Consider the following 24,794-nt stretch of genomic DNA (forward strand, 5'->3'; position numbering starts at 1 on the left):
GTTGCAGTTGTGGTTCCCGAAGTTTTTTGACACCGGTCTTCTTTTCCGGTCGGGGTGATCATCGCGGCGACACGGCGTCCGTAAAGTGCGGACGCCGATGCACTGCCCCGAAGGAGAGCAAGACATGGCTACTGGCACCGTGAAGTGGTTCAACGCGGAAAAGGGTTTCGGCTTCATCGAGCAGGACGGTGGCGGCGCCGATGTGTTCGCCCACTACTCGAACATCGCCGCCCAGGGCTTCCGCGAGCTGCTCGAAGGCCAGAAGGTGAGCTTTGACATCGCGCAGGGCCAGAAGGGCCCGACGGCCGAGAACATCGTCATCGCCTGATTTTTCGGCGCGCCTCCGGGCGCGCACTTCGTAGCTGGGGCCCGCATCCCTCGGGGTGCGGGCCCCAGCTGCATTCATGTTTCGCGGTGAATACCGCTGCGGAGCGACTACGCGGAATCCACGGACTCACTAAGAGGGATTCCCGTTCCATTCGGCTCGTTCTTGCGATTCTCCGTGCGCTTCTGCTGCGGGAATTCCTTGATACGTGCCGTATCGAGGAAGGTTCAGCATGAACCGCACACGCACGAACGACCGTTCCGCCCGCACCCGGAACGGCGCCGCCGTCCCGGGCCGGAACGGCAGGCGATTCGGATCTCCGACCCCGAGCCGTTCCGCCGGGCCGAGCCGCGATCGAGGCCGGGGCCGCCGGCCCGCGCCCCAGGGCGAGTTCGCCCTCCCCGAGACCATCACCCCGGCGCTGCCCGCCGCGGCGGACTTCGCCGAACTGGACATGCCCGCGGAGCTGCTGGCCGCACTCGGCGTGCAGGGCGTGACCGTCCCGTTCCCGATCCAGGCCGCGACCCTGCCGAACTCCCTGGCCGGCCGCGACGTCCTCGGCCGGGGCCGCACCGGTTCCGGCAAGACCCTCGCCTTCGGGCTGGCCCTGCTGGCCCGCACGGCCGGGCGGCGGGCCGAGCCCCGGCAGCCGCTGGGGCTGGTCCTCGTACCGACGCGCGAGCTGGCGCAGCAGGTCACCGACGCCCTCACCCCGTACGCCCGCTCCGTGAGGCTGCGGCTGGCCACGGTGGTCGGCGGGATGCCCATCGGCAGGCAGGCGTCGGCGCTGCGCGGCGGCGCCGAGATCGTCGTCGCCACCCCCGGACGCCTCAAGGACCTCATCGAGCGCGGCGACTGCCGGCTGGACCAGGTCAGGATCACCGTCCTCGACGAGGCCGACCAGATGGCCGACATGGGCTTCATGCCGCAGGTCACCGCACTGCTCGACCAGGTGCGCGGCGACGGCCAGCGGATGCTGTTCTCCGCCACCCTCGACCGCAACGTCGACCTGCTCGTGCGCCGCTACCTGAGCGACCCCGTCGTGCACTCCGTCGACCCCTCGGCGGGCGCCGTCACGACGATGGAGCACCACGTGCTGCACGTCCACGGCGCCGACAAGCACGCGGCCACCACCGAGATCGCCGCCCGCGACGGCCGGGTGCTCATGTTCCTGGACACCAAGCACGCGGTCGACCGCCTCACCGAGCACCTGCTCAGCAGCGGGGTACGGGCCGCCGCGCTGCACGGCGGCAAGTCGCAGCCGCAGCGCACCCGTACGCTGACGCAGTTCAAGACCGGGCACGTCACCGTGCTGGTCGCGACCAACGTCGCCGCCCGCGGCATCCACGTCGACAGCCTGGACCTCGTCGTCAACGTCGACCCCCCGACCGACCACAAGGACTACCTCCACCGCGGTGGCCGCACGGCCCGCGCCGGAGAGTCGGGCAGCGTGGTCACCCTGGTCACCCCGAACCAGCGCCGCGCCATGACGCGCCTCATGGCGACGGCCGGGATCGTCCCGCAGACCACCCAGGTCCGCGCCGGCGCGGAGGCCCTGCACCGAATCACCGGCGCCCAGGCCCCCTCCGGCGTCCCGGTCGTCATCACCGCACCGGTCGTGGAGCGCCCCAAGCGGCGCCCCGCCTCCCGCGGCCGGCGCGGTCCCGCCGCGGCGGCCCGGCGAGCGCCCGCACGGCGCTCCGCCACCGACGCCGCGGCCTGAGAACCGCCCCGAGGCCCGGCAGGGCCCCGGGGCCCTGCACGGCCCCGACCGGAACGCCGACCCAACTCCGCAGGAGGCACTTCTTGACGTTGCTCCAGACGCACCCCGGCTCCACACGCGCCCGCACCGCGCCCAGGACGGTCACCGACGCCGTGGACACGACCGGGCCCCAGGTCTGGGACGACATGACGGTCGAGGTGGCACTGGCCGTCATGACCGCCGCCCGCACGGCTCACCTCGTCATCCGTGACGAGGACGGCCGACGCACCGGCCTGGTCACCCGGGACCGGCTCACCGCCGTGCGCGACGGCTCCGGGTACACGGACCGGGTCCGCCTGCGCGACATCGCCGGGTCCTGCGCGTCCCTCTGAGCGGCGGAAAGCAGTGAGGGCCCACCGGTCTGCCGGTGGGCCCTCACCCTTTGCCGCGCCATGATCCGGCGCGGACGCGGTCACTGGTCGGAGTAGCTGAAATCCCCCACGGTCCAGGCACTGACGTCCTCGATCGCCACGCGGTACATGCCGCCGGTCTCGGGGATGCCCATCGTCCCCTGGAGGATCCGGGCGACGTGGAAGTGCAGGTGGGTGGGTGGCCCGTCCTCGCGCGCGGGGGCGTCGAAGACGGCGGAGAACTCGGCCAGGTCCGTGGAGCCCGTCAGTACTTCGGACACCCGCTGCCGCCACACTGCTTCGGGGGCCAGGCGACCGGTGATCACGGCACCGTCGGTGACCACGGTCAGGGACATCCGACTGCTCCGCCCGGACTCCACAAGGGCGGCGATGTCAACGATCAGCTCGTCAGGCTTCGGCATGAGACCGCAATGTACCGGTCCGAGTGAGCCGGCCGGGAGGCGGCGGGGGCTACTCGGCGGTACGGGCACTCCCCGTCCTGCCGCCGGAGGCGGCCCCGGCCTGGCCGCGTCGCAGCTCGTCGTTGATGCGCCGGGCCTCTTCGAGCTGGTCCTCCAGGATGATGATGCGGCAAGCCGCCTCGATCGCGGTTCCCTGGTCGACCATCTCCCGGGCGCGCGCGGCGATGCGGAGCTGGTAGCGGGAGTAGCGGCGGTGCCCGCCCTCGGAGCGCAGCGGCGTGATCAGCCGGGCCTCGCCGAGGGCCCGCAGAAAGGCAGGGGTCGTCCCCAGCATCTCGGCCGCCCGCCCCATGGTGTACGCGGGGTAGTCGTCGTCGTCGATGCGGTCGAGCGGTGTGTCTGCGGTCATCTGCACCTCTGTCGGGGAACTGCGTCGGGGGAACCGAGTCGGGAAATGCGTCGAGGGGCCTTGGTGCCGTACGGCACCAAGGCCCCGAGGATTTGTAACACCATCCGCCGGCCTACTGCACGGCCGGCCTTCTGAGGGATCGCGGATGCGTGACCGTGGGACCACCTTCCGTTCCGGGGCCTGCGGTACCCGGTGAGAGTGTTCTCGACCGGGCGATCCTGATGGCGTCCTCCTCCTTCTTCTCTCGTAGTTGTACCTGTCGGTGCTGCATGCGGGCAGTTCGTCTCTGCCGCGCCTCACGGACTTCTCGTCTACACCCCAACGGTAACCCCGACGACTGCCGAATGTCTACATCAGCCACAACAGATTTCCGACCAAACGAGTGAACGATTATCTGCCCTGGAGCCTGTCCGGGCGGGGCAGGGCAGGGCCCTGTGCCGGACTATTCGACCAGTGGGACGATGGCGCAGCAGCTGATCGAGCACCGAACGGGGAGGCCGGGCACGACATGGCCCGTTACACGGAGGCACTGACCGTCGAGCGCGGTGGATTCCGGATCAAGGTCCCGGAGACCTGGTGGGAGTTCGACGTACGAAGAAGCCCGGCGACTCCTGGCGCAAGGTGACGACGGTCGACATCGCCGGCGTGGGCCCGGCCGCCCGCACCCAGGGCGTCGAGGGCATCCCGGTCCCCGGCGACGCCCTCGACCGCACGGTCCGCGCCGTCCTGATGCAGACGTACATCCCCGTCCCCGGCCAGGAGGGCGAGGTCGCCCTGGTCGCGGGCAGCAGCCAGGTCCTCGACCTCGCCGTCTCCTTCTTCGACATCTTCGACGCGATCACGTCGACGTTCCGGTTCGTGGGCTGAGGAGAGAGGCGAAGCCCGTGACCGAGGAGTTCGTACTCGACCTGGACGAGGGCATGTTGGAGTACTTCCGGGAGATGGCGGACGTACTCGTCGAACGCTGCGGCACTTCCCGCCCGGAGGCTGTCGCGAGGATCAACAGACAGTACGCAAACCTGGAGATCGGCCCGTACCCGGACCTCATGTGCCACGAGCACCCGGAATTCTGGGCCCTGCCCGCCTACTACGGCCCGGACGAGCACGACCGTCTCCCGACCGGCGACCCGGACGCCGATGCGCACATCGACTTCTCCCGGCTGCCGGTCCACCCGGCCCCCGCGAAGGACTCGCCGTTCTGGACGTCGGCGGAAAATTGATGCCCGACTGGAACCGGCAGACCGGCGAAGGTCTGCCGGCCCTGGACGATCCCGAAGAGTGGGATGCCGCATACCAACGCCGCGCGCAGCACCTCGGCACGGCCGCGATCGGACTGGCGCTCACCTGCTCCTTGGAGCAAGCGACTCCCCGCGTCGTCGGGCGGTGCGGGGAGCGGTCAGCCCGCGCGACCGTGGCCCGGACGGGGCGATGATGACCTACCTGTCCGTGACGCTGCTCCTCGACGGCCTGCGTCGATTCCTCTCCGGCAAGGAGCGCTCGTACAGCTCGGCCGCGGTCGATTCCTCGTTCTCGCTCGCCTTCACACGGACGGGTGACGGCTCGGTCGAGACGTCGTACCAGGGGGTGCTCGTGGACCGCTCGCCCGCCGAGGCGGTCGCCGCCGCCGTCCACGCGGCCGCGAAGCGGTTCGCCGGGGAGCATCTGCCTCTGCTTCCGGCGGACGACGCGGGCCGCGAGGACCTGGAGCATGCGCTGGCCGAGTTCGAGCGATTCCTGAAGCAGGCGAGCTGAAGACGCCGCGAGGTGTACCCCGTGATCACGTGGGGTACAGTCATCCGCTTCGATTGGCCAGCGACACGCCCCGTATGGCAGACTAGCGGGGTTGCTCGGTCGAGTGCCGATGCTGCGCGCCTCCCGCCGGGAGGACCGGAAGCGAGTCCCACAGTACTCGTCGTCCCTGATCAGGGGCGGACGTACGGGAATCTTCCGGGAAGTGTCAGCGGGGTACCGGCCAGGCGCCCGGTGGGCCTCTCGCCCCCGGTCCGCGGTACCGGAAGGGCCCGCACCTCCCAGAGCAGGGATGTTCGAACAAGGGACATCTGTGTCAGCGAGAGTGCGACACGCCCGACCGCGTGGGTCGGAGGGGGAGCGGGACTGCAAGGAACCGCCGGGTACCAGAGCGTTACGAGAGACAGGACTACGAAGTAGCCATGGCGGGACAGAAGATCCGCATCCGGCTCAAGGCCTACGACCACGAGGTCATCGACAGCTCGGCGAAGAAGATCGTCGAGACGGTGACGCGTACTGGTGCGTCGGTCGCGGGCCCGGTGCCGCTGCCCACTGAGAAGAACGTGTACTGCGTCATCAAGTCGCCGCACAAGTACAAGGACTCGCGCGAGCACTTCGAGATGCGCACGCACAAGCGCCTGATCGACATCCTCGACCCGACCCCCAAGACCGTTGACTCTCTGATGCGACTCGACCTCCCGGCCGGTGTCGACATCGAGATCAAGCTCTGAGGCCGGTGATCTGAAGATGAACAAGCAGATCAAGGGCATCCTGGGCGAGAAGCTCGGCATGACGCAGGTGTGGGACGAGAACAACCGTGTTGTTCCGGTCACCGTCGTCAAGGCCGGCCCCAACGTCGTCACCCAGGTCCGCACGAACGACGTCGACGGCTACGAGTCCGTCCAGATCGCGTTCGGCGAGATCGACCCGCGCAAGGTGAACAAGCCCCTCAAGGGCCACTTCGCCAAGGCCGACGTCACCCCCCGCCGCCACCTCGTCGAGATCCGCACGGCCGACGCCTCCGAGTACACGCTCGGCCAGGAAGTCACCGCCGAGGTCTTCGAGGCCGGCATCAAGGTGGACGTGACCGGCAAGAGCAAGGGCAAGGGCTTCGCCGGTGTCATGAAGCGTCACAACTTCAAGGGCCTCGGCGCCGGACACGGCACCCAGCGCAAGCACCGCTCGCCCGGTTCCATCGGTGGCTGCGCCACCCCGGGCCGCGTGTTCAAGGGCCTCCGCATGGCCGGCCGTATGGGCAACGAGCGGGTCACCACCCAGAACCTGACCGTCCACGCCGTTGACGCGGAGAAGGGTCTGCTGCTCATCAAGGGCGCGGTTCCCGGTCCGAACGGCGGCCTCGTCCTGGTCCGCACCGCGGCCAAGGGGGCCTGAGGTAACCGATGAGCACTGTTGACATCCTTTCGCCGGCGGGCGACAAGGCCGGCACCGTCGAGCTCCCCGCGGAGATCTTCGACGTTGAGAAGGTCAGCATCCCGCTGATCCACCAGGTCGTCGTCGCGCAGCTGGCCGCTGCCCGTCAGGGCACGCACAAGACCAAGACCCGTGGCGAAGTCCGCGGCGGTGGCAAGAAGCCGTACCGCCAGAAGGGCACCGGCCGCGCCCGTCAGGGCTCGACCCGCGCGCCGCAGTTCGCCGGTGGTGGCGTCGTGCACGGTCCCGTGCCGCGCGACTACTCGCAGCGCACCCCGAAGAAGATGAAGGCCGCGGCCCTGCGCCACGCCCTCACCGACCGGGCCCGCCACAACCGCATCCACGTCGTCTCCGGCGTCGTCGAGGGCGACAGCCCGTCGACGAAGGCCGCCCGGACGCTGTTCGGCAAGATCTCGGAGCGCAAGAACCTGCTCCTGGTCGTCGACCGCGCCGACGAGGCCGCGTGGCTGTCCGCCCGCAACCTGCCCCAGATCCACATCCTGGAGCCGGGCCAGCTGAACACGTACGACGTTCTCGTCTCGGACGACGTGGTCTTCACCCAGGCCGCCTTCGAGTCCTTCGTGTCCGGCCCGAAGGCCAATGACACCGAAGGGAGCGAGGCCTGATGGCCATCCGTCACCCCGCCATCGCCTCCAAGGCCGCGAAGAAGGCCAAGGAAGCGCGCGTCAAGAAGGCGCGTCGGCACGCCGCCGAAGGCAAGAACACCGTCGTCACCCCGGCGAGCAAGTCGTTCACGGACCCCCGTGACGTCCTGCTGAAGCCGGTCGTGTCCGAGAAGAGCTACGCGCTCCTCGACGAGAACAAGTACACGTTCATCGTCGCGCCGGGCTCCAACAAGACCGAGATCAAGGAGGCCGTCCAGGCGGTCTTCTCGGTCAAGGTCACCGGGGTCAACACGATCAACCGCCAGGGCAAGCGCAAGCGGACCCGCACGGGCTTCGGCAAGCGTGCCGACAGCAAGCGCGCGATCGTGACCCTTGCCGAGGGCGACCGTATCGACATCTTCGGCGGTCCGACCTCCTGACGGAGGTCCGGATCGTCCGGAATCGGACGAGGACTGAGAAATGGGAATCCGCAAGTACAAGCCGACGACGCCGGGCCGCCGTGGCTCCTCCGTCGCCGACTTCGTCGAGGTCACGCGGTCCACGCCGGAGAAGTCGCTGGTCCGCCCGCTGCACAGCAAGGGCGGCCGTAACAACGCCGGTCGTGTGACCGTTCGCCACCAGGGTGGCGGACACAAGCGCGCCTACCGCGTGATCGACTTCCGTCGTCACGACAAGGACGGCGTGCCGGCGAAGGTCGCGCACATCGAGTACGACCCCAACCGCACCGCGCGCATCGCGCTGCTGCACTACGCCGACGGCGAGAAGCGCTACATCCTCGCCCCGCGCAACCTGCAGCAGGGTGACCGCGTCGAGAACGGTCCCGGGGCCGACATCAAGCCGGGCAACAACCTGGCCCTCCGCAACATCCCGGTCGGTACCACGATCCACGCGATCGAGCTCCGTCCCGGTGGCGGTGCCAAGTTCGCCCGCTCCGCCGGTGCCTCCGTGCAGCTGCTCGCGAAGGAGGGCCAGATGGCCCACCTGCGCATGCCGTCCGGAGAGATCCGCCTGGTCGACGTGCGCTGCCGCGCCACCGTCGGCGAGGTCGGCAACGCCGAGCAGAGCAACATCAACTGGGGCAAGGCGGGTCGCAAGCGGTGGCTGGGCGTTCGCCCGACCGTCCGTGGTGTGGTCATGAACCCGGTGGACCACCCGCACGGTGGTGGTGAGGGCCGGACCTCCGGTGGTCGTCACCCCGTGTCCCCGTGGGGCAAGAAGGAAGGCCGTACTCGTTCGCCCAAGAAGGCGTCGAACAAGTACATCGTCCGCCGCCGCAAGACGAACAAGAAGCGCTAAGGACGGGTTGAGATGCCTCGTAGCTTGAAGAAGGGACCCTTCGTCGACGACCACCTGATCAAGAAGGTGGACACGCAGAACGAAGCCGGTACCAAGAACGTCATCAAGACCTGGTCCCGTCGCTCGATGATCGTCCCGGCGATGCTCGGCCACACGATCGCGGTGCACAACGGCAAGACCCACATCCCGGTGTTTGTCACCGAGTCCATGGTCGGCCACAAGCTCGGCGAGTTCTCGCCGACGCGCACCTTCCGGGGTCACGTCAAGGACGACCGGAAGTCGAAGCGCCGCTAGTCAGCGGGGTGTGAAAGACCATGACAAACACTGAAGGGACAACCATGGAAGCCAGGGCCCAGGCGCGGTACATCCGCGTCACGCCCATGAAGGCCCGCCGCGTGGTGGACCTCATCCGTGGCATGGATGCCACGGAGGCTCAGGCGGTCCTGCGTTTCGCCCCGCAGGCCGCGAGCGTGCCGGTGGGCAAGGTGCTGGACAGCGCCATTGCCAACGCCGCGCACAACTACGACCACACCGACGCCGACAGCCTCTACATCTCCGAGGCCTACGTCGACGAGGGCCCGACCCTGAAGCGGTTCCGTCCGCGCGCCCAGGGCCGCGCCTACCGGATCCGCAAGCGGACCAGCCACATCACCGTGGTCGTCAGCAGCAAGGAAGGAACCCGGTAATGGGCCAGAAGGTAAACCCGCACGGGTTCCGGCTCGGTGTCACGACCGACTTCAAGTCGCGTTGGTACGCCGACAAGCTGTACAAGGACTACGTCAAGGAAGACGTCGCCATCCGTCGGATGATGACGTCCGGCATGGAGCGCGCCGGCATCTCCAAGGTCGAGATCGAGCGCACCCGTGACCGCGTGCGTGTGGACATCCACACCGCTCGTCCGGGCATCGTCATCGGCCGCCGCGGCGCCGAGGCCGACCGCATCCGCGGTGACCTCGAGAAGCTCACCGGCAAGCAGGTCCAGCTGAACATCCTCGAGGTCAAGAACCCCGAGACCGACGCTCAGCTGGTTGCCCAGGCCGTCGCCGAGCAGCTCTCCTCCCGCGTCTCCTTCCGCCGTGCCATGCGCAAGAGCATGCAGTCGGCGATGAAGGCCGGCGCCAAGGGCATCAAGATCCAGTGCGGTGGCCGCCTCGGCGGCGCCGAGATGTCCCGCTCGGAGTTCTACCGCGAGGGCCGTGTGCCCCTGCACACGCTCCGCGCGAACGTGGACTACGGCTTCTTCGAGGCCAAGACGACCTTCGGCCGCATCGGTGTGAAGGTCTGGATCTACAAGGGCGACGTCAAGAACATCGCCGAGGTCCGCGCCGAGAACGCCGCCGCCCGTGCGGGCAACCGCCCGGCACGTGGTGGCAACGACCGCCCGGCCCGTGGTGGCCGCGGTGGCGAGCGTCGCGGGCGCAAGCCGCAGCAGCAGTCGGCTCCGGCCGCCGAGGCCCCCAAGGCCGAGGCGCCCGCCGCTGCCGCTCCGGCTGAGAGCACCGGAACGGAGGCCTGACCGTCATGCTGATCCCCCGTAGGGTCAAGCACCGCAAGCAGCACCACCCGAAGCGCCGTGGTCTGGCCAAGGGCGGTACGCAGGTTGCGTTCGGCGAGTACGGCATCCAGGCCCTCACGCCGGCGTACGTGACCAACCGCCAGATCGAGGCGGCCCGTATCGCGATGACCCGCCACATCAAGCGTGGTGGCAAGGTCTGGATCAACATCTACCCGGACCGTCCGCTCACGAAGAAGCCGGCCGAGACCCGCATGGGTTCCGGTAAGGGTTCTCCGGAGTGGTGGATCGCGAACGTGCACCCGGGTCGGGTCATGTTCGAGCTGTCCTACCCCAACGAGAAGATCGCCCGTGAGGCGCTGACTCGTGCGGCCCACAAGCTGCCGATGAAGTGCCGGATCGTCAAGCGCGAGGCAGGTGAAGCGTGATGTCGGCCGGTACCAAGGCGTCCGAGCTGCGCGAGCTGGGCAACGAGGAGCTTCTCGCGAAGCTCCGCGAGGCCAAGGAAGAGCTGTTCAACCTCCGCTTCCAGGCGGCCACGGGTCAGCTCGAGAACCACGGCCGGCTGAAGGCCGTCCGTAAGGACATCGCGCGGATCTACACCCTGATGCGTGAGCGCGAGCTGGGCATCGAGACGGTGGAGAGCGCCTGATGAGCGAGAGCAACGTGACTGAAGAGACGAAGGCCGCCCGCGGCTTCCGCAAGACCCGTGAGGGTCTGGTCGTCAGCGACAAGATGGACAAGACCGTCGTCGTCGCCGTCGAGGACCGCGTCAAGCACGCGCTGTACGGCAAGGTCATCCGCCGTACCGAGAAGCTCAAGGCCCACGACGAGCAGAACGCCGCCGGTGTCGGCGACCGCGTCCTCCTCATGGAGACCCGGCCGCTGTCCGCGACGAAGCGCTGGCGCGTCGTCGAGATCCTCGAGAAGGCCAAGTAATTCCTGCGGCCAACCCCGCAGGTCAGTTCCGCCAGGCTCGGCAGGGGTCCTCGTACTGAGGCCCCTGCCGGGAACCGGCAGACAATCAGGAGATAGACGTGATCCAGCAGGAGTCGCGACTGCGCGTCGCCGACAACACGGGTGCGAAGGAAATTCTCACCATCCGTGTGCTCGGTGGCTCCGGTCGCCGCTACGCGGGCATCGGTGACGTCATCGTCGCCACCGTCAAGGACGCGATCCCCGGTGGCAACGTGAAGAAGGGTGACGTCGTCAAGGCGGTCATCGTTCGCACCGTCAAGGAGCGTCGCCGTCCGGATGGCTCGTACATCCGCTTCGACGAGAACGCCGCCGTCATTCTGAAGAACGACGGCGACCCCCGCGGCACCCGTATCTTCGGCCCCGTCGGCCGTGAGCTGCGCGAGAAGAAGTTCATGAAGATCATCTCCCTCGCGCCGGAGGTGCTGTGAGCATGAAGATCAAGAAGGGCGACCTGGTCCAGGTCATCACCGGTAAGGACAAGGGCAAGCAGGGCAAGGTCATCGCGGCCTTCCCCCGTGAGGACCGCGTCCTGGTCGAGGGTGTCAACCGGGTCAAGAAGCACACCAAGGCCGGGCCGACCGCTCGCGGTTCGCAGGCCGGCGGCATCGTGACCACCGAGGCCCCGATCCACGTCTCCAACGTCCAGCTGGTCGTGGAGAAGGACGGCAACAAGGTCGTCACGCGCGTCGGTTACCGCTTCGACGACGAGGGCAACAAGATCCGCGTTGCCAAGCGGACGGGTGAGGACATCTGATGGCTACCACCACCACTCCGCGTCTGAAGACGAAGTACCGCGAGGAGATCGCCGGCAAGCTGCGTGAGGAGTTCTCGTACGAGAACGTCATGCAGGTTCCGGGCCTCGTCAAGATCGTGGTCAACATGGGTGTGGGCGACGCCGCCCGCGACTCCAAGCTGATCGAGGGCGCCATCCGTGACCTCACCACGATCACCGGTCAGAAGCCGGCCGTCACCAAGGCCCGCAAGTCCATCGCGCAGTTCAAGCTGCGTGAGGGTCAGCCGATCGGTGCCCACGTCACGCTCCGTGGCGACCGCATGTGGGAGTTCCTGGACCGCACCCTGTCGCTCGCGCTGCCGCGCATCCGCGACTTCCGCGGCCTGTCCCCCAAGCAGTTCGACGGCCGTGGCAACTACACCTTCGGTCTCACGGAGCAGGTCATGTTCCACGAGATCGACCAGGACAAGATCGACCGCGTCCGGGGTATGGACATCACCGTGGTCACCACGGCGACCAACGACGCTGAGGGCCGCGCGCTCCTTCGTCACCTCGGCTTCCCGTTCAAGGAGGCGTGAGCGAGATGGCGAAGAAGGCTCTGATCGCTAAGGCTGCTCGCAAGCCCAAGTTCGGTGTGCGTGGCTACACCCGCTGCCAGCGCTGCGGCCGCCCGCACTCCGTCTACCGCAAGTTCGGCCTGTGCCGCGTGTGCCTTCGTGAGATGGCTCACCGTGGCGAGCTGCCGGGCGTGACCAAGAGCTCCTGGTAATCCGGTAATCCCGGGTTATTCAGACTCTCGGTAAGCATCTGGGTCGGCAGGGGCCCGTCCTCACATGCCTTAGGCTTGTGGGGTTGGGCGTCTGCCGCCCGTACGACTTACTACGCCGTAGGTCCACCGCGCCGCACCCGTCCCGTCTCGGATCGGGGAGAGGGATGGCGCACCAGGAAACCCCGGCGAGAGAGGCCGAAGGCCAATTCATGACCATGACTGATCCGATCGCAGACATGCTTACGCGTCTGCGGAACGCGAACTCGGCGTACCACGACTCCGTGACGATGCCGGCGTCCAAGATCAAGTCTCACATCGCGGAGATCCTCCAGCAGGAGGGCTTCATCACGGGCTGGAAGGTCGAGGACGCCGAGGTCGGCAAGAACCTCGTCCTCGAGCTGAAGTTCGGCCCGAACCGTGAGCGCTCCATCGCGGGCATCAAGCGGATCTCCAAGCCCGGTCTCCGGGTGTACGCGAAGTCCACCAACCTGCCCAAGGTGCTGGGTGGCCTCGGCGTGGCGATCATCTCCACGTCGCACGGGCTCCTCACCGACAAGCAGGCCGGCAAGAAGGGCGTGGGTGGGGAAGTCCTCGCCTACGTCTGGTAGCGGAAGGGAACGGAGGAAACAGCTATGTCGCGCATCGGCAAGCTCCCCATCGCGGTTCCCGCCGGCGTGGACGTCACCATCGACGGCCGTACGGTCGCGGTCAAGGGCCCCAAGGGTTCGCTGACCCACACCGTCGTGGCGCCGATCGACATCGCCAAGGGTGAGGACGGCGTTCTGAACGTCACCCGCCCCAACGACGAGCGTCAGAGCAAGGCCCTGCACGGCCTGTCCCGCACGCTGGTGGCGAACATGATCACCGGCGTGACCCAGGGTTACGTGAAGAAGCTCGAGATCAGCGGTGTCGGTTACCGCGTTGTCGCCAAGGGTTCGAACCTGGAGTTCTCCCTCGGTTACAGCCACCCGATCACCGTCGAGGCCCCCGAGGGCATCACCTTCAAGGTGGAGTCCCCGACCCGCTTCTCGGTCGAGGGCATCGACAAGCAGAAGGTCGGCGAGGTTGCGGCCAACATCCGCAAGCTGCGCAAGCCCGACCCGTACAAGGCCAAGGGCGTCAAGTACGAGGGCGAAGTCATCCGCCGCAAGGTCGGAAAGGCGGGTAAGTAAGCCATGGCATACGGGCAGAAGATCCTCAAGGGCGACGCCTACAAGCGCGCCGCGATCAAGCGCCGTCACATCCGGATTCGCAAGAATCTCTCGGGTACGGCGGAGCGTCCGCGTCTGGTCGTTACTCGCTCGAACCGCCACATCGTGGCCCAGGTGATCGACGACCTGAAGGGTCACACCCTCGCGTCGGCGTCCACCCTGGACTCCTCGATCCGCGGTGGCGAGGCGGACAAGTCCGCGCAGGCCAAGCAGGTCGGTGCCCTGGTCGCCGAGCGCGCCAAGGCCGCCGGTGTCGAGGCCGTCGTGTTCGACCGTGGTGGTAACCAGTACGCCGGGCGCATCGCCGCCCTGGCGGACGCCGCCCGCGAAGCCGGACTGAAGTTCTGAGCCGGTTCCGTATCGCTAGCGGAAACAGAGAGAGGTAATTCCAATGGCTGGACCCCAGCGCCGCGGTGGCGGTGCCGGTGGCGGCGAGCGGCGGGACCGGAAGGGCCGTGACGGCGGCGCAGCTGCCGCCGAGAAGACCGCTTACGTTGAGCGCGTCGTCGCGATCAACCGTGTCGCCAAGGTTGTGAAGGGTGGTCGTCGCTTCAGCTTCACCGCGCTGGTCGTGGTGGGCGACGGTGACGGCACCGTGGGTGTCGGATACGGCAAGGCCAAGGAGGTGCCGGCCGCCATCGCCAAGGGCGTTGAGGAGGCCAAGAAGCACTTCTTCAAGGTCCCCCGCATCCAGGGCACCATCCCGCACCCCATCCAGGGTGAGAAGGCTGCCGGCGTCGTGCTGCTCAAGCCCGCGTCCCCCGGTACCGGTGTTATCGCCGGTGGTCCGGTGCGCGCCGTGCTCGAGTGCGCCGGTATCCACGACGTGCTGTCGAAGTCGCTCGGCTCCGACAACCAGATCAACATCGTGCACGCGACCGTGGAGGCCCTCAAGGGCCTGCAGCGTCCCGAGGAGATCGCGGCCCGCCGTGGTCTGCCGCTCGAGGACGTCGCCCCCGCGGCTCTTCTCCGTGCGCGTGCCGGGGCGGGTGCGTAATCATGGCGCAGCTCAAGATTACGCAGGTCAAGTCCTACATCGGCAGCAAGCAGAACCACCGTGACACCCTGCGCTCCCTTGGTCTCAAGGGGATCAACACGCAGGTCGTCAAGGAGGACCGCCCCGAGTTCCGCGGCATGGTGCACACCGTCCGCCACCTCGTGACGGTCGAGGAGGTCGACTGATCATGGGTGAGCAGAACCCGCTCAAGATCCACAACCTCCGTCCCGCCCCGGGCGCCAAGACCGCCAAGACCCGTGTCGGTCGTGGTGAGGCGTCGAAGGGTAAGACGGCCGGTCGTGGTACGAAGGGTACGAAGGCCCGTTACCAGGTTCCGGAGCGCTTCGAGGGTGGCCAGATGCCCCTCCACATGCGTCTTCCGAAGCTGAAGGGCTTCAAGAACCCGTTCAAGACCGAGTACCAGGTCGTGAACCTCGACAAGCTGGCCGCGCTGTACCCCGAGGGTGGCGAGGTCACCGTCGAGGGCCTGGTGGCCAAGGGTGCCGTTCGCAAGAACAGCCTCGTCAAGGTCCTCGGCCAGGGCGAGGTCTCCGTGGCGCTGCAGGTGACGGTCGACGCCGTCTCCGGTTCCGCCAAGGAGAAGATCACCGCCGCCGGCGGTACCGTCACCGAGCTCGTCTGAACCACTCAGGCGTGTCGATGACATGAGCGATCCCAACCGGGGATGCCCCACAAAAGGGGTATCCCCGGTTGGTCGTTCCAAGGGAAGTGCTCCCGCCGGTAAGGTGGCCTGCGCTGCCCTCTTTCACGGGTGCGTCACATGGGGCACCCTGGGCGGCAGTTGACCGTTACTTACTTTGTCGTCAGTCGAACCTCAAGACCGTCACCCTTGACGCAGTAGCGCGGGGGTCGCAGGAGGCACCGTGCTCACCGCGTTCGCCCGGGCGTTCAAGACGCCCGACCTGCGCAAGAAGCTGCTCTTCACGCTCGGCATCATCGTGGTCTACCGGCTCGGTACCCACATCCCCATCCCAGGCGTCGACTACAAGAACGTCCAGGAGTGCGTGGACCAGGCGTCCGGCAACCAGGGCCTCTTCGGCCTGGTCAACATGTTCAGCGGTGGCGCCCTGCTGCAGATCACGGTCTTCGCGCTCGGCATCATGCCGTACATCACGGCGAGCATCATTCTGCAGCTGCTGACCGTGGTGATCCCGCGCCTGGAGGCCCTGAAGAAGGAGGGCCAGGCCGGCACGGCGAAGATCACGCAGTACACCCGCTACCTGACCATCGCCCTCGCCATCCTCCAGGGCACCGGCCTCGTCGCCACCGCCCGCAGCGGCGCCCTGTTCTCCGGCTGCACCGTCGCCGGTCAGATCGTGCCCGACCAGGCCATCTTCACCACCATCGTCATGGTCATCACCATGACCGCCGGTACGGCCGTCGTCATGTGGCTCGGCGAGCTGATCACCGACCGCGGCATCGGCAACGGCATGTCGATCCTGATGTTCATCTCGATCGCCGCGACCTTCCCCTCCGCCCTGTGGGCCATCAAGCAGGAGGGCGACCTGGCGGGCGGCTGGATCGAGTTCGGCATCGTCATGCTGGTGGGCTTCGTCATGGTGGGCCTGGTGGTCTTCGTGGAGCAGGCCCAGCGCCGCATCCCGGTGCAGTACGCGAAGCGCATGATCGGCCGCCGCTCCTACGGCGGTACCTCGACGTACATCCCGCTCAAGGTGAACCAGGCGGGCATCATCCCCGTCATCTTCGCCTCGTCGCTGCTCTACATCCCGGCGCTGATCGTCCAGTTCTCCGGCTCGCAGGCGGGCTGGGCCGTGTGGATCCAGAAGAACCTGGCCGACCCCGAGGCCGCGCCGCACATCGTCCTGTACTTCCTCCTGATCGTGTTCTTCGCCTTCTTCTACGTGGCGATCTCGTTCAACCCCGAGGAAGTCGCGGACAACATGAAGAAGTATGGTGGGTTCATCCCGGGCATCCGGGCTGGCCGACCGACCGCTGAGTATCTGAGCTACGTACTCAACCGGATCACCTGGCCGGGTTCGCTGTATCTGGGCCTGATCTCTCTCGTACCGACAATGGCGTTGGCCGGTTTCGGGGCAAACCAGAACTTCCCGTTCGGCGGGACCAGCATCCTGATCATCGTGGGTGTCGGTCTCGAGACGGTGAAGCAGATCGAGAGCCAGCTCCAGCAGCGCAATTACGAAGGGTTCCTCCGCTGATGCGAATCGTCCTCGTCGGGCCGCCGGGTGCTGGGAAGGGTACGCAGGCCACCCGCCTTGCCGAGACGCTGCACATCCCGCACATCTCCACGGGCGACCTGTTCCGCGCGAACATCAGCCAGCAGACCGAGCTGGGCAAGCTCGCGAAGTCCTACATGGACGCCGGCAACCTCGTACCGGACGAGGTCACCATCGCCATGGCGAAGGACCGCATGGAGCAGCCCGACGCCGAGGGCGGCTTCCTGCTGGACGGCTTCCCGCGCAACGTGTCGCAGGCCGAGGCGCTGGACGAGCTGCTCGAGACCGAGGACATGAAGCTCGACGCGGTGCTGGACCTCGAGGCTCCCGAGGACGAGGTCGTCAAGCGGATCGCCGGCCGGCGCGTCTGCCGCAACGACTCGTCGCACGTCTTCCACGTGACGTACACGCCGCCGAAGCAGGAAGGCGTCTGCGACGTCTGCGGCGGCGAGCTGTACCAGCGGGACGACGACTCCGAGGAGACGGTCCGCAAGCGGCTCGAGGTCTACCACACGCAGACCGAGCCGATCATCGACTACTACAAGGCCCAGGGCCTGGTGGTCACCATCGCGGCGACGGGACCGGTGAACGAGGTCACGGGCCGCGCGCTGGAGGCGCTCAAGCGCGACCAGTAGTTCTTCCTCCCGGCTGCAGCCGCGGTCCCTGGCTCGGGGGCCGCGGCTGAGTTGTGGGTGCGGAGGTCACCGCCCGTATCGTTGGAAGCGTTTCCGTCCCCTCCGGTCCAGAAAGGCCGCAGTCCCCATGGTGCAGATCAAGAGCCCCGAGCAGATCGCCAAGATGCGTGAGGCGGGGCTGGTCGTCGCCGCCATCCACGCGGCCACCCGCGAGGCCGCCGTCCCCGGCGCCACGACCAAGGACCTGGACCAGGTCGCCCGCAAGGTGCTCGCCGAGCACAACGCCAAGCCGAACTTCCTCGGCTACGGCGGTTTCCCGGCGACCATCTGCACCTCCGTGAACGAGGTCGTCGTCCACGGCATCCCCTCCGACGACGTGGTCCTCAAGGACGGCGACGTCATCTCCATCGACTGCGGCGCGATCATCGACGGCTGGCACGGCGACGCCGCCTACACGGCCTTCGTGGGCTCCGGTCACTCCCCGGAGCTGGTCGAGCTCTCCCGGGTGACCGAGGAGTCGATGTGGGCGGGCATCGCGGCCATGAAGCAGGGCAACCGGCTCGTGGACGTCTCCCGGGCCATCGAGACGTACATCCGCCGCCAGCCGAAGCCCGGCGGCGGCAAGTACGGGATCATCGAGGACTACGGCGGCCACGGCATCGGCACCGAGATGCACATGGACCCGCACCTGCTGAACTACGTCGACCGCAAGCGCGGCAAGGGCCCCAAGCTGGTCCCCGGCTTCTGCCTGGCCATCGAGCCCATGGTCTCCCTCGGCACCCCGCGCACGGAGGTCCTCGAGGACGACTGGACGGTCATCACGACGGACGGCACCTGGTCCTCCCACTGGGAGCACTCGGTGGCCCTGACGGAGCAGGGCCCGCTGGTCCTGACGGCGGTCGACGGCGGCAGGGCGAAGCTGGCGGAGCTGGGCATCACCGCCGCTCCCGACCCCCTCGCATAACGATCAGGCACCCGGGGCAGACTTCTCCGTTTCGCCTTTCCGGGTTCGCTGACGTAGACTGACTCGTCGGCTCTGGTGCACCCGCATGTCCGCATGCGACCGCTACATCGCACGGGAGTCGATCAAGGTAGTCGATTCGAAGGGCGAAGCGTGGCCAAGAAGCAAGGTGCCATCGAGATCGAAGGCACTGTCGTCGAGTCTCTTCCGAACGCCATGTTCAAGGTGGAGCTCCAGAACGGCCACCAGGTCCTGGCACACATCAGCGGCAAGATGCGCATGCACTACATCCGCATCCTCCCTGACGACCGGGTCGTGGTGGAGCTGTCTCCGTACGACCTGACCCGTGGCCGGATCGTCTACCGGTACAAGTAGATCTTGCCCACGCCCCGCGCACCCTGTGCGTGGGACCGCCGGCAACTGACCCGGAGAACCTCACATCCCATGAAGGTCAAGCCGAGCGTCAAGAAGATCTGCGACAAGTGCAGGGTGATCCGCCGTCACGGCCGGGTCATGGTCATCTGCGACAACCCGCGCCACAAGCAGCGCCAGGGCTGACGCCGGACCGTTCCCTCCGCGATTCGCAGGACTTCGCGCGACGCGAGCTGAATATGTTCATACGCAGGACCCGGGCGCCCAGGTGCCCGACACCCCCGGTTCGGAGGCCGGGGACCCGATCCGTACCTCATACGGCGGCCGGGATCCGGTTCTGTGGAAGACCTCCGACAATCAACTGGAGCCATTGAATGGCACGCGTTTCCGGTGTTGACATCCCGCGCGAAAAGCGCGTGGAGATCGCCCTCACCTACGTGTTCGGCATCGGCCGGACCCTCTCGCAGCAGACGCTCGCTGCCACCGGCGTGGACCCGAACACCCGTGTTCGCGACCTCTCCGAGGAGCAGCTCGTCGCGATCCGCGAGTACGTCGACAACAACATCAAGACCGAGGGTGACCTCCGTCGCGAGATCCAGGCCGACATCCGCCGCAAGGTCGAGATCGGTACCTACCAGGGTCTCCGTCACCGTCGCGGTCTGCCCGTCCGCGGTCAGCGCACCAGCACGAACGCCCGTACCCGCAAGGGCCCGCGTCGCGCCATCGCCGGCAAGAAGAAGCCGGGCAAGAAGTAGTCCGCAGCGGACTCGCCGTCCAGCGGTCTTCGCTGTAGGACCGACCACCTCCCGTAGGAGTTATAGATGCCCCCCAAGGGTCGTCAGGGCGCTGCCAAGAAGGTGCGCCGCAAGGAAAAGAAGAACGTCGCTCACGGCCACGCGCACATCAAGAGCACGTTCAACAACACGATCGTGTCCATCACGGACCCGACCGGCAACGTGATCTCCTGGGCCTCCGCCGGCCACGTCGGCTTCAAGGGCTCCCGGAAGTCCACGCCGTTCGCCGCGCAGATGGCCGCCGAGTCGGCTGCCCGCCGCGCCCAGGAGCACGGCATGCGCAAGGTCGACGTCTTCGTCAAGGGCCCGGGTTCCGGTCGTGAGACCGCCATCCGCTCCCTGCAGGCGACCGGCCTCGAGGTCGGCTCCATCCAGGACGTCACGCCCACCCCGCACAACGGCTGCCGTCCGCCGAAGCGTCGTCGCGTCTGATCTCGCTTCACCAGGGTTTTCCGGGCGGTACGGCTCTTCCGGGTCGTATCGCCCGTACCCTTGCAGTACTAGTCGGGCGTCAAATAGCGGGCGCCCCTGACTGAAGGATCACCACATGCTGATCGCTCAGCGTCCCTCGTTGACCGAAGAGGTCGTCGACGAGTTCCGCTCCCGGTTCGTCATCGAGCCGCTGGAGCCGGGCTTCGGCTACACCCTCGGCAACTCCCTCCGCCGCACCCTCCTCTCGTCGATCCCCGGCGCTGCTGTCACCAGCATCCGCATCGACGGTGTCCTGCACGAGTTCACCACCGTGCCGGGCGTCAAGGAGGACGTCACCGACCTGATCCTCAACATCAAGCAGCTGGTCGTCTCCTCGGAGCACGACGAGCCCGTCGTGATGTACCTGCGCAAGCAGGGCCCGGGTCTGGTCACCGCCGCCGACATCGCGCCCCCGGCCGGTGTCGAGGTGCACAACCCCGACCTCGTCCTCGCCACGCTCAACGGCAAGGGCAAGCTGGAGATGGAGCTGACCGTCGAGCGCGGTCGCGGCTACGTCTCCGCCGTGCAGAACAAGCAGGTCGGTCAGGAGATCGGGCGCATCCCGGTCGACTCGATCTACTCGCCGGTCCTCAAGGTCACGTACAAGGTCGAGGCCACGCGTGTCGAGCAGCGCACCGACTTCGACAAGCTGATCGTCGACGTCGAGACCAAGCAGGCGATGCGTCCGCGCGACGCCATGGCCTCCGCCGGCAAGACGCTGGTCGAGCTGTTCGGTCTCGCCCGCGAGCTGAACATCGACGCCGAGGGCATCGACATGGGCCCGTCCCCCACGGACGCCGCCCTGGCCGCCGACCTGGCGCTGCCGATCGAGGAGCTGGAGCTCACCGTTCGGTCGTACAACTGCCTCAAGCGCGAGGGCATCCACTCCGTGGGTGAGCTCGTGGCCCGTTCCGAGGCGGACCTGCTCGACATCCGCAACTTCGGTGCGAAGTCCATCGACGAGGTCAAGGCCAAGCTCGCGGGTATGGGGCTTGCGCTGAAGGACTCGCCTCCCGGGTTCGACCCGACCGCCGCGGCCGACGCCTTCGGCGCCGACGACGACGCGGACGCGGGCTTCGTGGAGACCGAGCAGTACTGAGAGCTCGGGCCTTCCGGTCCGTACGCGGGTGCGACACCGCCCCGTGCCCTTCCGGGGCGCCCCTTCGGGGCCGCCCCGGATCTCCGACAGGCGACCGCCTGCTCGGATACTGACCCCGGTACCTGATACGGCCGGGGCAGACACCTAGGAGAAACATCATGCCGAAGCCCACCAAGGGTGCCCGTCTGGGCGGCAGCGCCGCGCACGAGAAGCTGCTCCTCGCGAACCTCGCGAAGAGCCTCTTCGAGCACGGCAGGATCACGACCACCGAGGCGAAGGCGCGCAAGCTGCGTCCGTACGCCGAGCGTCTGGTCACCAAGGCGAAGAAGGGCGACCTTCACAACCGCCGTCAGGTGCTCCAGGTGATCACGGACAAGAGCATCGTCCACACGCTCTTCACCGAGATCGGCCCGCGCTACGAGAACCGTCCCGGTGGCTACACCCGGATCACCAAGATCGGTAACCGCCGTGGCGACAACGCGCCCATGGCCGTCATCGAGCTGGTCGAGGCGCTGACCGTGGCGCAGCAGGCCACGGGTGAGGCCGAGGCCGCCACCAAGCGTGCCGCCAAGGACGCCGAGGCCGCTCCGGCTGCCGAGGAGACCAAGGTCGACACGGCCAAGGCCGACAACGAGGCCGCGGCCGAGGAGTCGAAGGACGCGTAAGCGTCTGCCGGGTGGCTGTGCGATCGAGGCCGCGGCTTTCGTCGTGGTTGTTCGCGCAGTTCCCCGCGCCCCTTCAGGGCGTTGCGGGTCCGTTCCTTTCGAGGGGCGGGCCCGTTTTTCTTTGGTGAGAGGATCTCCGGGTGAGTGACGAAGTAGAGGCCGGGTTCGTGCGGGTGCGGCTGGATCTCTCGTATGACGGGAGTGAGTTCTCCGGCTGGGCCAAGCAGGCCGGCGGGCGGCGGACCGTGCAGGGGGAGATCGAGGACGCGCTGCGGACCGTCACCAGGTCCAAGGAGACGTACGAGCTGACCGTGGCGGGGCGGACCGACGCGGGTGTGCACGCCCGGGGGCAGGTGGCGCACGTCGACCTGCCGCGGGAGGTGTGGGCCGAGCACCACGTGAAGCTGCTCAAGCGGCTCGCCGGGCGGCTGCCCAGGGACGTGCGGGTCTGGGCCCTGCGCGAGGCACCCAGCGGTTTCAACGCCCGGTTCTCCGCGATCTGGCGGCGCTACGCCTACCGGGTCACGGACAACCCCGGCGGCGTCGACCCGCTGCTGCGCGGCCACGTCCTGTGGCACGACTGGCCGCTCGACGTGGACGCCATGAACGAGGCCGCCCGCGGACTGCTGGGGGAGCACGACTTCGCCGCGTACTGCAAGAAGCGTGAGGGCGCCACCACCATCCGGACCCTCCAGGAGCTGAGCCTGGTGCGCGGGGCGGACGACGGGATCATCACCGCCACCGTGCGGGCCGACGCCTTCTGCCACAACATGGTGCGCTCGCTGATCGGCGCGTTGCTCTTCGTCGGGGACGGCCACCGCACGCCCGACTGGCCCGCCAAGGTGCTGGCCGCCGGCGTACGGGACTCGGCGGTGCACGTCGTACGGCCGCACGGGCTGACGCTGGAGGAGGTCGGCTACCCGGCCGACGAGCTGCTGGCGGCCCGGAACAGGGAGGCGCGGAACAGGAGGACGCTGCCGGGGAGCGGTTGCTGCTGAACCCACTGGTGCGGATGTGCCCCCGCTAGACTGACGTTCGACGATGCCTCGTTCCCGTCGTCCCCCGGAGTTCTGGCCGGTGGGATGCCGAAGGACGGCGAGGCCGTCGGGCCGCCACGACTTCTGTCCTGACATCTGTCCTGCACACCGGACGCGCCCATGGGGAGCGGCCGTCCGGTGCTGTCGCGTGCGGCCGGGCCAGCTGCGAGGGGGAGTCACATTGTCCAGAGCCAGAAAGCACTCGGCCTCGGCGGCCGCCGAACGGGATTCCAGGGCGAAGGTGGGCCGGCGTTCGGCCCTCGGCCTGATGGGGCTCGGCGGTCTGCTCACGGCCGGCGGCGTGGCCGCGGGCGTGGCGGGCAAGGACCTGATCCTGCCCGCGTCGGCCGAGAGCGGCACCGGAGCCGTCGATCTCGGTGTGGGCGGGCGTCTGGAGAATCTGACCCCACCGACGTACGCCCCGACCGGGCGCCGCCCGCGGTACCGGAGGGCTACCTGGAGCGAGCAGTTCCAGGACGGGCACGAGTGGTCGCCCGGCGGTGAGGGCGTCGGGTCCGCCGGTGCGGACACCGAGGTCTTCACCCGGGGCGACCGCTCGTGCCGGGTCACCACGCGCGGTGACGGTGTCCAGTCCTTCGTACGCCGTACCGGCATGGAACCGATCGACCTCGAGGGGAAGATGATCCGTCTCCTCTTCCAGGTGGAGGACGTGGCTCACCTGGACCGGATGGAGTTCTACGTGGGCAGCCGGGAACTGGCGAACCACTTCAGCTGGACCTTCCACTACCACTCGGCCGAGGGCACCAACTACGTGCAGTCGGGGGACTGGGTCACCGTCCACCTGCAGTGGGCGGACGTCACCGGCGCGGACGGCACGAGGAAGCTGTCGTCGCGCGGTGAGCCGTCGGTCCGGTCGGGCTTCACGGACATGTCGTTCGCCGTGTACGACGACGGGAAGGGGCCGGTCACCTACCGCCTCCAGGCCGTCGAGGTGGTGCCGGACACCACGGACGTCTTCCCCAAGGGCGTCGTCTCGATCACCTTCGACGACTCGCACGAGTCGGTGCACGGTCTCGCCCGCCCGGTCATGGACCGGTACGGGATGCCCGGCACGCTCTACAACATCGCCGGCGCGATCGGCACCGAACCCTTCATGGGCATCGGACAGATGCGTTCCCTGCAGGACTCCTCCGGCTGGGAGATGGCGGGACACGCCTACTCGCTCGAGGCGCACGACGCGAGCTACCCGGAACTCGCCGCGGAGGAGGTCGACGAGGACTTCCGCAAGCTGCGCGAGTGGCTGGTCGGACATGGCTTCACCAGCGAGCACTTCGCCTACCCGCACGGGGCGTTCGGGAAGACCCGCGACGGTGTGCCCGTCGACCTGCTGGCCGCCCGGCACTTCACCACCGCGCGGTCCATCATCTCCGAGACGACCGAGAGCTTCGCCCCGGCGATGCCGTACCGGCTCAAGGCGCTGACGGGGATCAACGACGGGAAGAAGATCGGTGGTGAGACGCTCGCCGACGTGATCGAGGCGGGTGGCGCGCTGGACCGCTGTGCGCGCGGCGGCGACTGGCTGATCCTGTGTCTGCACCGGATCGTCGAGGGTGTTCCCACGCAGAACACGGAACTGAGCACCGAGGGCCTCGACCGCCTGATGCGCGAGATCGACAAGCGGGGCATCGAGGTACTGACGGTGCAGGAGGCGATGGCGTACTACGCCTGACACGAGGCCGGGGGCGCCGCACAGAATCCGTGCGGCGCCCCCGGCGTTCGAACGCGTGCGGCGTGCGGCGTGCGGTCAGGAGCGGCGCGCCCGCCTGCCGCCGCCGGCCGCCCGGCGGTCATGCCGGCTCCGCTTGACGGAGAGTATCCAGCCCAGGATGGTGAGGATGACGGCCAGGCACGTGAAGCCGATGACGACGATCTCGACCTGGGTGACCTTCGTGACGGTGTAGGCGATGCCCGCGAGGACCGCGCAGGCCCCGAGGCCTCTGAGGGTGTTCATT

At 67.9% G+C, this 24,794-nt stretch carries 40 protein-coding genes and 1 pseudogene; 38 read left to right on the top strand and 3 right to left on the bottom strand.

Annotated features, from left to right (window positions below; genetic code table 11):
- Positions 1–124: 124 nt before the first annotated feature.
- The 3 genes from ACLIN4_RS21040 to ACLIN4_RS21050 all read left to right on the top strand — a co-directional run bounded on the left by ACLIN4_RS21040 (position 125) and on the right by ACLIN4_RS21050 (position 2,419).
- On the top strand, positions 125–328 hold the full coding sequence (locus ACLIN4_RS21040) for a cold-shock protein (RefSeq protein WP_100044809.1): 204 nt from the start codon (positions 125–127) through the stop codon (positions 326–328).
- A 229-nt stretch (positions 329–557) separates the two neighbouring features.
- Positions 558–2,048 carry a DEAD/DEAH box helicase gene (locus ACLIN4_RS21045; protein WP_290012751.1) on the top strand — a complete coding sequence of 497 codons (1,491 nt, stop codon included), beginning with the start codon at positions 558–560 and terminating at the stop codon, positions 2,046–2,048.
- An 83-nt stretch (positions 2,049–2,131) separates the two neighbouring features.
- Positions 2,132–2,419, top strand: a complete 288-nt coding sequence (locus tag ACLIN4_RS21050) for a CBS domain-containing protein (protein ID WP_100044807.1) — start codon at positions 2,132–2,134, stop codon at positions 2,417–2,419.
- Positions 2,420–2,499: 80 nt separating this feature from the next.
- Here ACLIN4_RS21050 and ACLIN4_RS21055 read toward each other — a convergent pair whose 3' ends face one another.
- Together ACLIN4_RS21055 and ACLIN4_RS21060 are read right to left on the bottom strand one after the other, a co-directional pair.
- Positions 2,500–2,859 (bottom strand): hypothetical protein, encoded by a 360-nt coding sequence (locus ACLIN4_RS21055; RefSeq protein WP_107477103.1) that lies wholly within the window; start codon positions 2,857–2,859, stop codon positions 2,500–2,502.
- Between the two features lie 49 nt (positions 2,860–2,908).
- Positions 2,909–3,268: a MerR family transcriptional regulator gene (locus tag ACLIN4_RS21060; protein WP_100044805.1), complete on the bottom strand. Its 360-nt coding sequence runs from the start codon at positions 3,266–3,268 to the stop codon at positions 2,909–2,911.
- Positions 3,269–3,776: 508 nt separating this feature from the next.
- On the opposite strand from ACLIN4_RS21060, the pseudogene ACLIN4_RS21065 reads away from it, so the two are divergent.
- From ACLIN4_RS21065 to ACLIN4_RS21235, 35 genes and pseudogenes are all read left to right on the top strand, one after another.
- Positions 3,777–4,135: pseudogene (locus ACLIN4_RS21065) on the top strand (hypothetical protein).
- A 17-nt stretch (positions 4,136–4,152) separates the two neighbouring features.
- On the top strand, positions 4,153–4,488 hold the full coding sequence (locus tag ACLIN4_RS21070) for a hypothetical protein (RefSeq protein WP_381911942.1): 336 nt from the start codon (positions 4,153–4,155) through the stop codon (positions 4,486–4,488).
- A gap of 208 nt (positions 4,489–4,696) precedes the next feature.
- Positions 4,697–5,020 (top strand): hypothetical protein, encoded by a 324-nt coding sequence (locus ACLIN4_RS21075; RefSeq protein ID WP_289906591.1) that lies wholly within the window; start codon positions 4,697–4,699, stop codon positions 5,018–5,020.
- 419 nt (positions 5,021–5,439) lie between these two features.
- On the top strand, positions 5,440–5,748 hold the full coding sequence (gene rpsJ, locus ACLIN4_RS21080; RefSeq protein WP_003948644.1) for a 30S ribosomal protein S10: 309 nt from the start codon (positions 5,440–5,442) through the stop codon (positions 5,746–5,748).
- A 16-nt stretch (positions 5,749–5,764) separates the two neighbouring features.
- Positions 5,765–6,409, top strand: coding sequence for a 50S ribosomal protein L3 (gene rplC / locus ACLIN4_RS21085; protein WP_219184289.1), 645 nt, complete (start codon positions 5,765–5,767; stop codon positions 6,407–6,409).
- A gap of 8 nt (positions 6,410–6,417) precedes the next feature.
- The gene (rplD, locus tag ACLIN4_RS21090) at positions 6,418–7,074 is read left to right on the top strand and encodes a 50S ribosomal protein L4 (RefSeq protein ID WP_043381026.1); all 657 of its coding nucleotides are present in this window, start codon (positions 6,418–6,420) and stop codon (positions 7,072–7,074) included.
- Entirely contained in the window at positions 7,074–7,493 is a 420-nt protein-coding gene (gene rplW / locus ACLIN4_RS21095) for a 50S ribosomal protein L23 (protein WP_107477109.1), read from the top strand. The genes rplD and rplW overlap by 1 nt, the downstream gene beginning before the upstream one ends.
- Before the next feature lie 40 nt (positions 7,494–7,533).
- Complete coding sequence (gene rplB / locus ACLIN4_RS21100) at positions 7,534–8,370, top strand: 50S ribosomal protein L2 (protein ID WP_019329639.1); 837 nt, start codon at positions 7,534–7,536, stop codon at positions 8,368–8,370.
- Positions 8,371–8,382: 12 nt separating this feature from the next.
- A complete protein-coding gene (gene rpsS, locus ACLIN4_RS21105; RefSeq protein ID WP_003974263.1) occupies positions 8,383–8,664 on the top strand; it encodes a 30S ribosomal protein S19 in 282 nt (93 codons plus the stop codon).
- Between the two features lie 44 nt (positions 8,665–8,708).
- A complete protein-coding gene (gene rplV / locus ACLIN4_RS21110; RefSeq protein WP_019329637.1) occupies positions 8,709–9,056 on the top strand; it encodes a 50S ribosomal protein L22 in 348 nt (115 codons plus the stop codon).
- Positions 9,056–9,886 (top strand): 30S ribosomal protein S3, encoded by an 831-nt coding sequence (gene rpsC / locus ACLIN4_RS21115; RefSeq protein ID WP_019329636.1) that lies wholly within the window; start codon positions 9,056–9,058, stop codon positions 9,884–9,886. The genes rplV and rpsC overlap by 1 nt, the downstream gene beginning before the upstream one ends.
- Positions 9,887–9,891: 5 nt before the next feature.
- A complete protein-coding gene (gene rplP / locus ACLIN4_RS21120; protein WP_019329635.1) occupies positions 9,892–10,311 on the top strand; it encodes a 50S ribosomal protein L16 in 420 nt (139 codons plus the stop codon).
- Positions 10,311–10,535, top strand: a complete 225-nt coding sequence (gene rpmC, locus ACLIN4_RS21125; RefSeq protein WP_003974259.1) for a 50S ribosomal protein L29 — start codon at positions 10,311–10,313, stop codon at positions 10,533–10,535. Before rplP ends, rpmC begins: the two co-directional genes overlap by 1 nt.
- Positions 10,535–10,822 carry a 30S ribosomal protein S17 gene (rpsQ, locus tag ACLIN4_RS21130; RefSeq protein ID WP_019329634.1) on the top strand — a complete coding sequence of 96 codons (288 nt, stop codon included), beginning with the start codon at positions 10,535–10,537 and terminating at the stop codon, positions 10,820–10,822. Before rpmC ends, rpsQ begins: the two co-directional genes overlap by 1 nt.
- Positions 10,823–10,920: 98 nt before the next feature.
- Positions 10,921–11,289, top strand: a complete 369-nt coding sequence (rplN, locus tag ACLIN4_RS21135) for a 50S ribosomal protein L14 (protein WP_003974257.1) — start codon at positions 10,921–10,923, stop codon at positions 11,287–11,289.
- A gap of 2 nt (positions 11,290–11,291) precedes the next feature.
- Positions 11,292–11,615, top strand: coding sequence for a 50S ribosomal protein L24 (gene rplX, locus ACLIN4_RS21140; protein WP_003992365.1), 324 nt, complete (start codon positions 11,292–11,294; stop codon positions 11,613–11,615).
- Positions 11,615–12,172 (top strand): 50S ribosomal protein L5, encoded by a 558-nt coding sequence (gene rplE / locus ACLIN4_RS21145; RefSeq protein ID WP_019329632.1) that lies wholly within the window; start codon positions 11,615–11,617, stop codon positions 12,170–12,172. Before rplX ends, rplE begins: the two co-directional genes overlap by 1 nt.
- A gap of 5 nt (positions 12,173–12,177) precedes the next feature.
- The gene (locus tag ACLIN4_RS21150) at positions 12,178–12,363 is read left to right on the top strand and encodes a type Z 30S ribosomal protein S14 (protein ID WP_003948630.1); all 186 of its coding nucleotides are present in this window, start codon (positions 12,178–12,180) and stop codon (positions 12,361–12,363) included.
- A gap of 209 nt (positions 12,364–12,572) precedes the next feature.
- Positions 12,573–12,971 carry a 30S ribosomal protein S8 gene (gene rpsH / locus ACLIN4_RS21155; protein WP_007384075.1) on the top strand — a complete coding sequence of 133 codons (399 nt, stop codon included), beginning with the start codon at positions 12,573–12,575 and terminating at the stop codon, positions 12,969–12,971.
- 24 nt (positions 12,972–12,995) lie between these two features.
- A complete protein-coding gene (gene rplF / locus ACLIN4_RS21160) occupies positions 12,996–13,535 on the top strand; it encodes a 50S ribosomal protein L6 (protein ID WP_100044802.1) in 540 nt (179 codons plus the stop codon).
- Between the two features lie 3 nt (positions 13,536–13,538).
- Entirely contained in the window at positions 13,539–13,922 is a 384-nt protein-coding gene (gene rplR, locus ACLIN4_RS21165) for a 50S ribosomal protein L18 (RefSeq protein WP_043381015.1), read from the top strand.
- Between the two features lie 43 nt (positions 13,923–13,965).
- On the top strand, positions 13,966–14,571 hold the full coding sequence (gene rpsE, locus ACLIN4_RS21170; RefSeq protein WP_004927232.1) for a 30S ribosomal protein S5: 606 nt from the start codon (positions 13,966–13,968) through the stop codon (positions 14,569–14,571).
- Positions 14,572–14,573: 2 nt separating this feature from the next.
- Positions 14,574–14,756: a 50S ribosomal protein L30 gene (rpmD, locus tag ACLIN4_RS21175; protein WP_003974250.1), complete on the top strand. Its 183-nt coding sequence runs from the start codon at positions 14,574–14,576 to the stop codon at positions 14,754–14,756.
- Between the two features lie 2 nt (positions 14,757–14,758).
- The gene (rplO, locus tag ACLIN4_RS21180; protein WP_100044801.1) at positions 14,759–15,214 is read left to right on the top strand and encodes a 50S ribosomal protein L15; all 456 of its coding nucleotides are present in this window, start codon (positions 14,759–14,761) and stop codon (positions 15,212–15,214) included.
- Positions 15,215–15,455: 241 nt separating this feature from the next.
- Positions 15,456–16,769, top strand: coding sequence for a preprotein translocase subunit SecY (secY, locus tag ACLIN4_RS21185; protein WP_043381009.1), 1,314 nt, complete (start codon positions 15,456–15,458; stop codon positions 16,767–16,769).
- A complete protein-coding gene (locus ACLIN4_RS21190) occupies positions 16,769–17,422 on the top strand; it encodes an adenylate kinase (protein ID WP_100044800.1) in 654 nt (217 codons plus the stop codon). Before secY ends, ACLIN4_RS21190 begins: the two co-directional genes overlap by 1 nt.
- 127 nt (positions 17,423–17,549) lie before the next feature.
- A complete protein-coding gene (map, locus tag ACLIN4_RS21195) occupies positions 17,550–18,386 on the top strand; it encodes a type I methionyl aminopeptidase (RefSeq protein ID WP_191884731.1) in 837 nt (278 codons plus the stop codon).
- Between the two features lie 150 nt (positions 18,387–18,536).
- Positions 18,537–18,758, top strand: a complete 222-nt coding sequence (gene infA / locus ACLIN4_RS21200; RefSeq protein WP_003948620.1) for a translation initiation factor IF-1 — start codon at positions 18,537–18,539, stop codon at positions 18,756–18,758.
- Between the two features lie 69 nt (positions 18,759–18,827).
- Positions 18,828–18,941 (top strand): 50S ribosomal protein L36, encoded by a 114-nt coding sequence (gene rpmJ / locus ACLIN4_RS21205; RefSeq protein WP_003974245.1) that lies wholly within the window; start codon positions 18,828–18,830, stop codon positions 18,939–18,941.
- A 188-nt stretch (positions 18,942–19,129) separates the two neighbouring features.
- On the top strand, positions 19,130–19,510 hold the full coding sequence (gene rpsM / locus ACLIN4_RS21210; RefSeq protein WP_004984507.1) for a 30S ribosomal protein S13: 381 nt from the start codon (positions 19,130–19,132) through the stop codon (positions 19,508–19,510).
- 66 nt (positions 19,511–19,576) lie between these two features.
- Complete coding sequence (gene rpsK / locus ACLIN4_RS21215; RefSeq protein WP_003948617.1) at positions 19,577–19,981, top strand: 30S ribosomal protein S11; 405 nt, start codon at positions 19,577–19,579, stop codon at positions 19,979–19,981.
- A gap of 115 nt (positions 19,982–20,096) precedes the next feature.
- A complete protein-coding gene (locus ACLIN4_RS21220; RefSeq protein WP_003966937.1) occupies positions 20,097–21,119 on the top strand; it encodes a DNA-directed RNA polymerase subunit alpha in 1,023 nt (340 codons plus the stop codon).
- Positions 21,120–21,277: 158 nt separating this feature from the next.
- Positions 21,278–21,784 carry a 50S ribosomal protein L17 gene (gene rplQ, locus ACLIN4_RS21225; protein ID WP_290014290.1) on the top strand — a complete coding sequence of 169 codons (507 nt, stop codon included), beginning with the start codon at positions 21,278–21,280 and terminating at the stop codon, positions 21,782–21,784.
- Positions 21,785–21,924: 140 nt separating this feature from the next.
- Positions 21,925–22,782 (top strand): tRNA pseudouridine(38-40) synthase TruA, encoded by an 858-nt coding sequence (truA, locus tag ACLIN4_RS21230; RefSeq protein ID WP_107477112.1) that lies wholly within the window; start codon positions 21,925–21,927, stop codon positions 22,780–22,782.
- Between the two features lie 220 nt (positions 22,783–23,002).
- Positions 23,003–24,511, top strand: coding sequence for a polysaccharide deacetylase family protein (locus tag ACLIN4_RS21235; RefSeq protein WP_289906046.1), 1,509 nt, complete (start codon positions 23,003–23,005; stop codon positions 24,509–24,511).
- A 75-nt stretch (positions 24,512–24,586) separates the two neighbouring features.
- Here ACLIN4_RS21235 and ACLIN4_RS21240 read toward each other — a convergent pair whose 3' ends face one another.
- The gene (locus tag ACLIN4_RS21240) at positions 24,587–24,793 is read right to left on the bottom strand and encodes a hypothetical protein (protein ID WP_107477114.1); all 207 of its coding nucleotides are present in this window, start codon (positions 24,791–24,793) and stop codon (positions 24,587–24,589) included.
- Between the last annotated feature and the right edge of the window lies 1 nt (position 24,794).

This window comes from Streptomyces mutabilis (genome assembly GCF_046628145.1).
GTDB classification, from domain to species: Bacteria; Actinomycetota; Actinomycetes; order Streptomycetales; family Streptomycetaceae; genus Streptomyces; species Streptomyces mutabilis.